Origin of the sequence: Citrobacter sp. wls711, from assembly GCF_005281055.1 — a bacterium.
Classification (GTDB): Bacteria; Pseudomonadota; Gammaproteobacteria; order Enterobacterales; family Enterobacteriaceae; genus Citrobacter; species Citrobacter gillenii.
The window spans coordinates 295,907-307,601 of record NZ_SZXC01000006.1; the positions used below are offsets into that span (position 1 = coordinate 295,907).

General features: G+C 53.1%; 14 protein-coding genes. 9 read left to right on the plus strand and 5 right to left on the minus strand.

What is annotated here, in order from left to right; all coding sequences use genetic code 11:
* Nucleotides 1-7: 7 nt before the first annotated feature.
* Nucleotides 8-988, minus strand: a complete 981-nt coding sequence (locus FDW98_RS01820; RefSeq protein ID WP_096755744.1) for a type IV pilus twitching motility protein PilT — start codon at nt 986-988, stop codon at nt 8-10.
* A 17-nt stretch (nt 989-1,005) separates the two neighbouring features.
* On the opposite strand from FDW98_RS01820, the gene FDW98_RS01825 reads away from it, so the two are divergent.
* From FDW98_RS01825 to hemW, 5 genes are read left to right on the plus strand one after another with little or no spacing between them, the layout of a single operon-like run.
* Complete coding sequence (locus tag FDW98_RS01825) at nt 1,006-1,710, plus strand: YggS family pyridoxal phosphate-dependent enzyme (RefSeq protein ID WP_096755743.1); 705 nt, start codon at nt 1,006-1,008, stop codon at nt 1,708-1,710.
* Nucleotides 1,711-1,728: 18 nt separating this feature from the next.
* On the plus strand, nt 1,729-2,295 hold the full coding sequence (locus FDW98_RS01830; protein WP_096755742.1) for a YggT family protein: 567 nt from the start codon (nt 1,729-1,731) through the stop codon (nt 2,293-2,295).
* Entirely contained in the window at nt 2,292-2,582 is a 291-nt protein-coding gene (gene yggU / locus FDW98_RS01835; RefSeq protein ID WP_003027101.1) for a DUF167 family protein YggU, read from the plus strand. Before FDW98_RS01830 ends, yggU begins: the two co-directional genes overlap by 4 nt.
* 7 nt (nt 2,583-2,589) lie before the next feature.
* The gene (locus FDW98_RS01840) at nt 2,590-3,183 is read left to right on the plus strand and encodes an XTP/dITP diphosphatase (RefSeq protein WP_096755741.1); all 594 of its coding nucleotides are present in this window, start codon (nt 2,590-2,592) and stop codon (nt 3,181-3,183) included.
* A complete protein-coding gene (hemW, locus tag FDW98_RS01845) occupies nt 3,176-4,312 on the plus strand; it encodes a radical SAM family heme chaperone HemW (RefSeq protein ID WP_096755740.1) in 1,137 nt (378 codons plus the stop codon). The genes FDW98_RS01840 and hemW overlap by 8 nt, the downstream gene beginning before the upstream one ends.
* 124 nt (nt 4,313-4,436) lie before the next feature.
* On the opposite strand, the gene ansB is transcribed toward hemW, so the two are convergent.
* The 4 genes from ansB to trmB all read right to left on the minus strand — a co-directional run bounded on the left by ansB (nt 4,437) and on the right by trmB (nt 7,486).
* The gene (gene ansB / locus FDW98_RS01850; protein ID WP_096755739.1) at nt 4,437-5,483 is read right to left on the minus strand and encodes an L-asparaginase 2; all 1,047 of its coding nucleotides are present in this window, start codon (nt 5,481-5,483) and stop codon (nt 4,437-4,439) included.
* A gap of 188 nt (nt 5,484-5,671) precedes the next feature.
* Nucleotides 5,672-6,391, minus strand: a complete 720-nt coding sequence (locus tag FDW98_RS01855; RefSeq protein ID WP_096755738.1) for a DUF2884 domain-containing protein — start codon at nt 6,389-6,391, stop codon at nt 5,672-5,674.
* A 49-nt stretch (nt 6,392-6,440) separates the two neighbouring features.
* A complete protein-coding gene (locus FDW98_RS01860; RefSeq protein ID WP_096755737.1) occupies nt 6,441-6,767 on the minus strand; it encodes a YggL family protein in 327 nt (108 codons plus the stop codon).
* Nucleotides 6,767-7,486, minus strand: coding sequence for a tRNA (guanosine(46)-N7)-methyltransferase TrmB (gene trmB, locus FDW98_RS01865; RefSeq protein WP_096755736.1), 720 nt, complete (start codon nt 7,484-7,486; stop codon nt 6,767-6,769). Before trmB ends, FDW98_RS01860 begins: the two co-directional genes overlap by 1 nt.
* A 160-nt stretch (nt 7,487-7,646) precedes the next feature.
* Here trmB and mutY point away from each other — a divergent pair, with 160 nt between their 5' ends.
* The 4 genes from mutY (at nt 7,647) to FDW98_RS01885 (ending at nt 11,637) form a co-directional block, all read left to right on the plus strand.
* Nucleotides 7,647-8,699, plus strand: a complete 1,053-nt coding sequence (gene mutY, locus FDW98_RS01870) for an A/G-specific adenine glycosylase (RefSeq protein WP_096755735.1) — start codon at nt 7,647-7,649, stop codon at nt 8,697-8,699.
* Nucleotides 8,700-8,726: 27 nt separating this feature from the next.
* Nucleotides 8,727-8,996, plus strand: a complete 270-nt coding sequence (locus FDW98_RS01875; RefSeq protein ID WP_003027126.1) for an oxidative damage protection protein — start codon at nt 8,727-8,729, stop codon at nt 8,994-8,996.
* A gap of 86 nt (nt 8,997-9,082) precedes the next feature.
* Complete coding sequence (mltC, locus tag FDW98_RS01880; protein ID WP_135911431.1) at nt 9,083-10,168, plus strand: membrane-bound lytic murein transglycosylase MltC; 1,086 nt, start codon at nt 9,083-9,085, stop codon at nt 10,166-10,168.
* A gap of 212 nt (nt 10,169-10,380) precedes the next feature.
* Complete coding sequence (locus FDW98_RS01885) at nt 10,381-11,637, plus strand: nucleoside permease (RefSeq protein WP_096755733.1); 1,257 nt, start codon at nt 10,381-10,383, stop codon at nt 11,635-11,637.
* The last annotated feature ends 58 nt before the right edge of the window (nt 11,638-11,695 follow it).

Genomic DNA, 11,695 nt, shown 5'->3' on the forward strand with positions numbered 1-11,695 from the left:
CTCATATTTACAGCCTGCCCTGCGCCTGACGCTGCTGCAGGCTTTGGGCAAATGTTTGCATACCCGCCTGTTGCCCGGTTTGTATCACGCCGGGTAGCTGGTGGGTTTTCCCTTCACGGATCAGATTACTCACAGCCGACGTATTGACCAGCAGTTCGAATAACGCCACCCGCCCACCCTGCCTGTCGGCTTCCAGTTTTTGTGCGAGCACCGCCCGCAAGCTACCCGCCAGCTGATTACGCACCGGGTCTTTTTCCTGTGCAGGGAACGTATCCACCAGCCGCTCCACCGCCTGCGCCGCACCGCGCGTATGCAGCGTTGCCAGCACCAGATGCCCCGTTTCCGCCGCCGTCAGCGCCAGACGAATCGTCTCGCTGTCGCGCAGTTCCCCCAGTAAAATCACGTCAGGATCTTCACGCAATGCCGCCCGCAGGCCGGCAGCAAAAGAAAGGCAGTGCACGCCAATCTCACGCTGTTGGATCAGACAACGCTGGCTGGTATAGCGGTATTCAATCGGGTCTTCCAGGGTCAGAATATGCCCGTCAACGTGCTGATTGAGAGAGTCCACCATCGCCGCCAGCGTCGTCGACTTACCGCTGCCCGTCGCCCCGGTCACCAGAATCAACCCGTTTTCGCTGTGCAGCAGTTCTGGCAACGCAACGGGCGTCTGGAGATCATCCAGGCACGGGCAATCAAGCGGCAGCAGTCTCAGCGCCAGTGACGTTCCCTGCTGATGCGTAAATGCGCTGGCCCGTAAACGCCGGGAATCCGCCAGTGCGATAGCAAAATCAACCTGACCCTTTTCCCGCCACTGTACCTGTTGTTGCTCACTGAGCCAGGCCAGGAGCAGCGCGTCCACGTCAGGCGCGGTAAACGGGGCAATTTCTACCCTTCCACATATGCGCCAGCGCGCAGGCCATGCATTGCACAGGTGTAGATCCGACACGTTATGCTTTACACTAAGGGCCACTATTTCTTCCATATTCATATGAACATCCTCGGAAAATGAACGATATCGCGCATAACCTGGCACATGTCAGGGAGAAAATCTCAGCCGCCGCGACGCGTTGCGGGCGGTCTTCAGAAGACGTTACGTTGCTTGCAGTGAGCAAAACCAAACCTGCGAGCGCCATCGAAGAAGCCATTGCTGCCGGGCAGCATGCCTTTGGGGAAAACTATGTTCAGGAAGGCGTGGATAAGATCCGCTACTTCAGCGAAAACGGCGTGACTGGACTGCAGTGGCACTTTATCGGCCCGTTGCAGTCCAACAAAAGCCGTCTGGTGGCTGAACATTTTGACTGGTGCCACACGATAGACCGTTTGCGCATCGCCACCCGACTCAGCGAACAGCGCCCGGCAGACCTACCACCGCTAAATGTGCTGATTCAAATAAACATCAGCGATGAGAACAGCAAGTCAGGTATTCCGCTGGCAGAGCTTGATGCCCTGGCCGCAGACGTCGCCGCTCTGCCGCGCATTACCCTGCGTGGACTGATGGCAATCCCGGCGCCTGAGTCAGATTATGTAAGGCAGTTTGAAGTTGCACAGCAAATGGCTGTAGCATTTGCCGGGTTGAAAACACGCTACCCGACAGTCGATACGCTCTCGTTGGGAATGTCTGATGATATGGATGCCGCCATCGCGGCGGGTAGCACGATGGTGCGCATTGGCACTGCCATTTTTGGTGCTCGTGATTACACAAAAAATTAAGGAAAACTGAGGAACACCATGAATACGTTGACCTTCCTGCTCTCAACGGTAATTGAGCTGTATACCATGGCGCTGCTATTGCGCGTGTGGATGCAGTGGTCTCGCTGCGATTTTTACAATCCGTTTTCGCAGTTCATTGTAAAAATCACTCAGCCTATTATTGGGCCGTTACGCCGAATTATTCCCCCGATGGGGCCGATTGATAGCGCATCGTTACTGGTCGCGTTAGTGCTCAGCTTTATCAAAGCTATTGTGCTGTTCAAAGTGGTCACGTTCCAACCCATTATCTGGATCGCCGCCGTACTGATCGTCCTGAAGACTATCGGGCTGCTGATTTTCTGGGTACTGCTGGTGATGGCCATCATGAGCTGGGTCAGCCAGGGCCGCAGCCCTGTAGAATACGTACTGATTCAACTGGCGGATCCGCTGCTGCGTCCTATTCGTCGTATCCTTCCAGGAATGGGCGGGATCGACTTCTCCCCGATGATCCTGGTGCTGCTGCTCTATGTCATCAACATGGGGATCGCAGAAGTGTTACAAGCGACAGGCAACATGCTGCTGCCGGGGCTGTGGATGGCGCTATGAGTGCCGTAACACCCTGCGATGACGGTCTGGTTTTACGGCTCTACATTCAGCCTAAAGCCAGCCGTGACAGTATTGTGGGTTTACATGGCGACGAAGTAAAAGTCGCCATTACCGCCCCACCGGTCGATGGGCAAGCCAACAGCCATCTGGTGAAGTTTCTCGGTAAACAGTTCCGCGTGGCGAAAAGCCAGGTCGTTATTGAGAAGGGCGAGCTTGGCCGCCACAAACAGGTTAAAATCATTCATCCGCAACAGATCCCGCCAGAAATTGCGGCGCTAACTGATTAGGTATCCCATGCAAAAAGTTGTCCTCGCGACCGGCAATGCCGGTAAAGTGCGTGAACTCGCCTCTCTCCTGAGCGATTTCGGGCTTGATGTCGTTGCCCAAACGGATCTGGGCGTTGATTCCGCAGAAGAAACCGGCCTGACGTTTATTGAAAACGCCATTCTGAAAGCGCGTCATGCCGCGCAAATCACCGGTCTGCCAGCCATTGCCGATGATTCCGGCCTGGCCGTTGACGCCCTCGGCGGGGCACCGGGGATTTATTCTGCTCGCTATTCTGGTGAAGATGCGACTGACAGACAAAACCTGGAAAAACTGCTGCACACCCTGCAGGATATCCCGGACGAAAAACGTCAGGCACAGTTCCATTGTGTACTGGTGTATATGCGCCACGCAGATGACCCAACCCCTGTTGTATGTCACGGACGCTGGCCGGGCGTGATCGCTCGTAAGCCTGCCGGAGACGGTGGTTTTGGCTACGACCCTATCTTCTTTGTACCGTCTGAGGGTAAAACCGCAGCCGAACTGACCCGCGAAGAAAAGAGTGCTATTTCCCACCGTGGACAGGCACTAAAACTGCTGCTGGATGCGCTGCGTAATGGTTAAGTTGCCACCGCTGAGTCTTTATATCCACATCCCGTGGTGCGTGCAGAAATGCCCCTACTGCGACTTCAACTCGCATGCGTTAAAGGGCGAAGTTCCTCATGACGATTACGTTGGGCATCTGCTGAGCGATCTGGATGCCAACGTCACCTACGCGCAGGGACGCGAAGTAAAGACCATTTTTATTGGTGGCGGTACGCCGAGCCTGCTCTCTGGCCCGGCAATGCAAACGCTGCTGGATGGCGTGCGTGCGCGTCTGAATCTGGCGGCGGATGCCGAAATTACAATGGAAGCCAATCCCGGTACGGTGGAAGCCGATCGCTTTGTCGATTATCAACGCGCTGGAGTTAACCGCATCTCGATTGGCGTGCAAAGTTTTAGCGCCGCCAAGCTTGAGCGACTGGGGCGTATTCACGGGCCAGAAGAAGCCAAACGCGCGGCCAATCTGGCTGACGGTCTGGGATTGCGCAGCTTTAACCTCGATTTGATGCACGGCCTGCCGGATCAAACGCTGGAAGAGGCGCTGGGCGATTTACAGCAGGCCATTGAGCTTAACCCGCCGCATCTCTCCTGGTATCAGCTCACTATTGAGCCCAACACGTTGTTTGGTTCGCGCCCGCCGGTGCTACCGGATGATGACGCCCTGTGGGATATTTTTGAGCAAGGCCACCGGTTGCTGACCGCCGCCGGGTATCAGCAATATGAAACCTCGGCCTATGCAAAACCGGGATATCAGTGCCAGCACAACCTGAACTACTGGCGTTTTGGCGACTATCTTGGCATTGGCTGCGGGGCTCACGGCAAGGTCACCTTCCCGGACGGACGTATCCTGCGCACCACCAAAACGCGACATCCGCGCGGTTACATGCAGGGACGTTATCTCGAAAGCGAGCGTGATGTCGCCGAGGCAGATAAGCCGTTTGAGTTCTTTATGAACCGCTTCCGCTTGCTGGAGGCCGCACCGCGTGTGGAATTCACCCACTATACCGGGCTTGCCGAAGAGGTGATTCGGGCACAGATTGATGAGGCTATCGCCCAGGGATATCTGACGCAGAGCGATGAGTACTGGCAGATTACCCAGCACGGTAAGCTGTTTTTAAACTCACTGCTGGAGCTGTTTCTGGCGGAGTAACGCGGAAAGCCGTAATGCACGTTGGCCTGATAGGGCTTTGAGCCACCATCCGGCAAATTGCCTGATGGCGCTGCGCTTATCAGGCCTACAGGGTTAGGTCGATAAGCGCAGCCACCTTCATCGATTAGTACTGATTAAACATTTCCTGGATCTGTTTAGGATCTTTGGTCTGCGTCAGCGCCAGCTGCAGCAGCACGCGGGCTTTTTGTGGGTTCAGCGAGCCAGACGCCACAAATCCGTACTTCGCATCATCGATTTCAGCATCCTGCGTGGTGGAGCCAGTAGGTACGCGGGAAGAACGCACGACCACGGTGCCTTTGTGCGCAGCGGTTGCCAGCGTATCGAAAATGGTTTTATACAGGTTACCATTACCCACACCAGCACTCACAATCCCGGCGTATCCGGCATCGACCAGCGCTTTTGCCGGCAGATCGGAGGCGTTAGCGTAGTTATAGATAATGCCCACCTTCGGCAGCTCGGTCAGCTTAGAGACATCGAATGGCGTTGCAGAAGTATGCTTGCGCGCAGGCGTACGCTGGTAATCAATTTTACCGTTATGGATATAGCCCAGCGGGCCATAGTTGACGGCTTTGAAGGTCGCGACATCCGTGGTGTTGGTCTTGGTCACATCACGGCCATCCAGGACAGTGTCGTTCATCACCACCAGCACACCGCGGTTAGCAGACGCTTTATCCGCAGCGGTCACTACGGCGTTATACAGGTTGAACGGGCCATCGGCGCTCATCCCCGTAGACGGACGCATTGCGCCGACCAGCACCACTGGCTTGTTGCACTTGACGGTCAGATCGAGGAAATACGCGGTCTCTTCCATAGTATCCGTACCATGGGTCACCACGAAGCCGTCGGTTTTATCACATTCAGTGTTGATCTTCTTCGCCAGCGTTAACCAGACGTCGTCGTTCATGTCCTGCGAGCCGATATTCACCACCTGCTCGCCTTTGACGACGGCAATATCTTTCAGTTGCGGCACCGCATCGACCAGATTTTCTACGCCAACTTTACCCGCCGTGTAGTTGGATTTTGTTGCGGAATCACCGCCGCCAGCAATCGTCCCGCCGGTAGCCAGAATGGTGATATTGGGTAATGCGAGCGCTGCGCCGCTGAACCCCATAACCAGTGCTGCCAGTGCCGTTTTTCTGAAAAAATCCATGTTATTACTCCGGTTATTTGAATTTGCCGCATTATGTCAACCTGACAGATGAATAATGTGACCTCTTCCAATTAAACAGATTTATATATTTATAAATTTGTTATTTTTAGAGATGGATATCAAAAAACAAGGTAAATGCAAAGCAAAACGGCACAGAATGTTTCTGTGCCGTTAAAGAGAGGTAAATGCTATTTTAGACCGTTAACCAATGCCTTACGGTCATCTTCCAGCGTCACGACGCGCGCGCAAACATCTTTGCCAAACTGCTGGAAGTCTTTCTCTTGGTTCTTCCATTCATTCTGGATGGAGGTTTGCAAACCGCCGAGGCTACCGAGCACACCCTGCAGTGGGTTACCGCCACCTTTGAGCACCGCTTTGGCACCCATTTCGTTGATGCTGTCCTGCAGAATACCGCCCATCGCCTGATTCACCAGCTGCTGCCCGTCAGCACGGACCTGATCAATTGCCTTATAATGGAAGGTCAGACCGTCAGTACGATGCTCGATGATCCGGTTCATCTGCTCTTTCAATTGGGCATCAAGCTTGGTTAAACGACCGCGCATGTTGCTGCTTTCACCGACTTCTTTGGCGATAATTTTGTCCAGCGCGATGCGACCTTTCTCGACGCGCGCTCTGGCGCCGTCGTCAATCCACGGCAGGCTGCTACGCAACGCCGCCTGATAATCTTTCGCCTGCTCACGCTGTGCGGCGCTTAAGGTGTACTGCTTACCGTTGAAGGTAACATTCCCGGCTGGCGTGATCACCAGATCGCCGTTTTCACCCTTCACCTGCACCGTTTGCGGAGTCACAATCACATCGTCACGCGGGGTGACGCTGCACTTATAATCTGCATGTGCGGCCATCGCCGTGAACGTCAGGACTGCCGCCAGCAGCGTTTTACGCATCATATCTATCCCTCAATACAAATCGGGCCGGCATTTGCCGACCCTGTGCTACTTAGTCCCACCAAATATCGAAAAGTTCGCTGGTGCGCACATCTTCAAGTTTGTGCTCTTCCAGCCACTTACGCACGATTGCCTGATGTTCTTCAGTGCATTTGCCGATCTCCTGCAGGCAGATCAGACCTTCCCAGGCCAGATAGCCACTGCCGTCATAGGCCAGCTTGTTCGGCTCAATAACCTCATTGATAAAGTCATCAACGATTTTATCGACCTGCTCTTCAGATGTGCCTTCCGGAAAACGCCATGCAACCGAAAATCCGACTTCCTGGAATTCGTCGATATGCATTTTTTTACGCAGACGACGGCTACGGTTCTTTGCCATTATTTCACCCTCTCGAACATTAAGTCCCATACGCCGTGGCCAAGACGATGGCCACGTTGTTCAAATTTGGTTACCGGGCGCGATGGTGGGCGCGGTACATAATCGTTACTCTCAGACTGGTTTTTATACCCATCAATGGAGGACATCACTTCAAGCATGTGCTCCGCATAGGCTTCCCAGTCGGTAGCCATGTGGAAAACACCGCCCAACTTCAGCTTACTCTTCACCAGCTCAGCAAACGGTACCTGAACGATACGGCGTTTATTATGACGTGCTTTATGCCACGGGTCAGGGAAAAAGAGCTGAACCATCGATAAAGAATTGTCAGGAATCATTTTGTGCAGCACTTCAACGGCGTCATGACACATCACGCGCAGGTTTTCGACGCCCTCTTCATGCGCCGAAGCCAGGCAGGCGCCAACGCCCGGAGAGTGAACCTCAATACCGAGGAAGTTTTGTTCCGGACGCGCTTTGGCCATCGCCACCAGCGAAGCGCCCATACCGAAACCTATTTCAAGCGTCACCGGTGCGTCACGGCCAAACAGCGCAGCAAAATCGACCGGCGCTTCGCTGAACTCAACGCCCATCACCGGCCAGTAGTTTTCCAGTGCGTGTTCCTGCCCTTTAGTCAGTCGCCCCTGGCGACGAACAAAACTACGAATCCGGCGCAGCGGGCGACCGTTTTCATCAAATTCCGGTGAAATGACGTCGTTCTTCATAAAGGTTTAGTCTGCTGTGTTTGAGTTCTGAAAACGGGCATTATCCAAAGTTAGTTGCCGGATGCAAGTAAAGGAAGAAAGTCAGCTGCGGAAAGTTCCGGTTTACACCCTTCGACCTCTGTGCTGCAATCTTGCCCCCAGCAATAATGAAACGGTAATCATGCAAGCGTCTCAATTTTCAGCTCAGGTGTTGAGCTGGTACGACAAATACGGGCGGAAAACGCTGCCCTGGCAAATTGACAAGACGCCTTACAAAGTATGGCTTTCTGAAGTCATGCTGCAACAAACTCAGGTTGCGACCGTTATTCCTTATTTTGAACGCTTTATGGCGCGCTTTCCAACGATAACCGATTTAGCCCATGCCCCGCTTGATGAAGTCCTGCATTTGTGGACCGGGCTGGGGTATTACGCGCGTGCGCGCAATCTGCATAAAGCCGCTCAGCAGGTGGCGACGCTGCATGGCGGCACCTTCCCGCAAACCTTTGATGAAGTTGCCGCCCTGCCCGGCGTTGGACGCTCTACCGCAGGCGCGATCCTTTCGCTCTCTTTGGGTCAGCATTTTCCGATTCTCGACGGCAACGTCAAACGCGTGCTGGCACGCTGTTATGCTGTCAGCGGCTGGCCGGGGAAAAAAGAGGTCGAGAAAAAACTGTGGGCGTTGAGTGAGCAGGTTACACCCGCCCACGGCGTTGAACGATTTAATCAGGCGATGATGGATTTAGGCGCGCTAGTCTGTACGCGTTCAAAACCTAAGTGCGCCCTGTGCCCATTACAAAATGGCTGTGTGGCTACCGCCAATGCAAGTTGGGCACAATACCCGGGTAAAAAGCCCAAGCAGACGTTACCGGAGCGCACAGGCTATTTTTTACTGATGCAGCATAACGATGAGGTGTTACTCGCGCAGCGTCCACCTAGCGGCTTATGGGGCGGATTATACTGTTTTCCGCAGTTTGAAGATGAAGATGGACTGCATCAGTGGCTGGCGCAACGGCAAATTAACGCAGATAATCTGACCCAGCTTACTGCATTTCGCCATACCTTTAGTCATTTCCACTTAGATATTGTGCCTATGTGGCTTCCCGTGTCCTCATTCACCACCTGCATGGATGAAGGCAACGCGCTCTGGTATAACTTAGCGCAACCGCCGTCGGTCGGACTGGCGGCTCCCGTGGAGCGTTTGTTACAGCAATTACGCGTCGGTGCGCAGGTTTAACGTGCCGGTCGATAAAGAGGATTTTTTATGAGCAGAACGATTTTTTGTACTTTCCTGCAACGTGAAGCAGAAGGTCAGGATTTTCAGCTGTACCCAGGCGATCTGGGAAAACGCATTTATAACGAGATTTCGAAAGAAGCATGGGCACAGTGGCAGCACAAGCAAACCATGCTGATTAACGAGAAGAAACTCAACATGATGAACGTCGAGCACCGCAAGCTGTTGGAACAGGAGATGATCAACTTCCTGTTTGAAGGCAAGGACGTGCACATTGAAGGCTATACGCCAGAGTCATAAGAACCGTTGCCGGATGGCGCTGCGCTTATCCGGCCGACGATTTAATCTGGTCCTTGCAAATAACCAACACAACACGCACCCCCGGAATGATGAAAAAATTTCTCGCGCTTGCCGTTATTGCGCCGTTGCTCATCTCCTGTTCCAGTTCGACCAAAAAAGGCGATTCCTATAACGAAGCCTGGGTCAAGGATACCAACGGTTTTGATATTCTGATGGGGCAGTTTGCCCATAACATTGAGAATTTGTGGGGATTTAAAGAAGTGCTGATCGCGGGTCCGAAGGACTACGTCAAGTATACCGATCAGTATCAAACCCGCAGCCACATCAACTTTGATGACGGTACCATAACCGTGGAGACCATCGCCGGGACAGATCCTGCCGGGCATTTACGACGGGCAATAATCAAGACCTTGCTGATGGGAGACGATCCGGGTTCCATCGATCTCTATTCCGATGTCGATGATATCAAGATTTCCAAAGAGCCGTTCCTCTACGGGCAGGTCGTTGATAATACCGGTCAGCCTATTCGCTGGGAGGGACGCGCGACAAACTTCGCCAACTACCTGCTGCAAACGCGACTGAAGAGCCGGAGTAACGGCCTGCGCATTATCTACAGCGTGACAATTAACCTGGTGCCAAACCACCTTGATAAGCGTGCGCATAAGTATATCGGCATGGTTCGTCAGGCATCGCGTAAGTATGGCGTCGACGAGGCGCTGATCCTCGCCATCATGCAAACCGAGTCCTCCTTTAACCCGTATGCGGTCAGCCATGCTGATGCACTGGGCCTGATGCAGGTCGTGCAGCACAGCGCCGGGAAGGACGTATTCCGCTCACAGGGCCGTTCCGGAACGCCAAGCCGTAGCTTCTTGTTTGACCCGGCCAACAACATTGATACCGGTACCGCCTATCTGGCGATGCTCAACAATGTCTACCTGGGTGGAATCGATAACCCAACCTCACGTCGTTACGCCGTCATTACCGCGTATAACGGTGGGGCAGGCAGCGTGCTGCGTGTGTTCTCCAGCGATAAAATTCAGGCAGCAAATATCATCAACAGCATGTCGCCGGGAGACGTTTATCAAACATTAACCACCCGACATCCGTCGGCGGAATCACGCCGCTACCTTTATAAGGTCAATTCTGCACAAAAATCCTATCGACGTCGGTAATGTTTACCCTCTTCGGCCGCGTGAATCTGGCGGCAGAAGAGGGTAAAAGTGTTAACTCTGTCACTATTTTGCTTTGCAATTGGAAATTGTTTGCAAATATTTGTCACAGCTAACAAAAAAACACCCCTTCTCGTTGATAGAATCACATCATATTGAAACGGCAAATGTGCTTTTTAAAACATCCATCCGCATTACGATGTGAGGAAATTAACATGAATCTTAAGCTGCAGCTGAAAGTCCTTTCCTTTCTGCAGTTCTGCCTGTGGGGTAGTTGGCTCACGACCCTCGGCTCTTATATGTTTGTCACCCTTAAATTCGACGGTGCCTCTATTGGCGCAGTCTATAGCTCGCTGGGGATTGCCGCCGTATTTATGCCTACGCTGTTAGGTATCGTCGCCGACAAATGGATCAGTGCGAAGTGGGTTTATGCTCTTTGCCACCTGGTGGGTGCGGGTACGCTGTTCGCTGCCGCCGAGGTCACCACGCCTGGAGCCATGTTCTTTGTGATCCTGCTTAACTCCCTGGCCTATATGCCAACACTGGGGTTAATCAACACTATTTCTTACTATCGCCTGCAGTCTGCCGGGATGGATATTGTCACCGACTTCCCGCCAATCCGTATCTGGGGCACCATCGGGTTTATTCTGGCCATGTGGGCGGTAAGCTTCTCTGGCTTTGAACTGAGCCATATGCAGCTGTATATCGGCGCAATTCTGTCCGTGGTGCTGGCACTGTTCACCCTGACGCTGCCGCATATTCCGGTTGCTAATCAGCAGAAAAATCAGAGCTGGACGTCAATGATGGGTTTGGATGCCTTCGCCCTGTTTAAAAACAAGCGTATGGCAATTTTCTTCATCTTCTCGATGATGCTGGGCGCAGAACTGCAAATTACCAACATGTTCGGTAATACCTTCCTGCACAGCTTCGATAATAACCCGCTGTTCTCTGGTAGCTTCATCGTCGAGCATGCGTCAGTAATGATGTCCATCTCGCAGATTTCAGAAACCCTGTTTATCCTGACCATCCCGTTCTTCTTAAGCCGTTACGGTATTAAGAACGTTATGCTGATCAGTATTGTGGCGTGGATGCTGCGTTTTGGTCTGTTTGCCTACGGCGACCCGACTCCGTTCGGTACCGTGCTGCTGGTTCTGTCGATGATTGTTTACGGCTGCGCCTTCGATTTCTTCAACATCTCCGGTTCGGTGTTCGTGGAAAAAGAAGTTCGTCCGGAAATTCGCGCCAGCGCACAGGGTATGTTCCTGATGATGACCAACGGCTTTGGCTGTATTCTGGGTGGTCTGGTGAGCGGTAAAGTGGTGGAACACTTCACACTGAACGGCATTACTGACTGGCAGAGCGTATGGCTGATCTTCGCGGGCTACTCACTGTTCCTGGCCTTTGCCTTCGTCGCACTGTTTAAGTACAAACACGTTCGCACTCCGGCTGGCACACAGACTATCGCACACTAATCTTCATTGATTAAAAAGGGTCACCTGACGGTGTAATGCTGATCAGTTAAGGATCGGT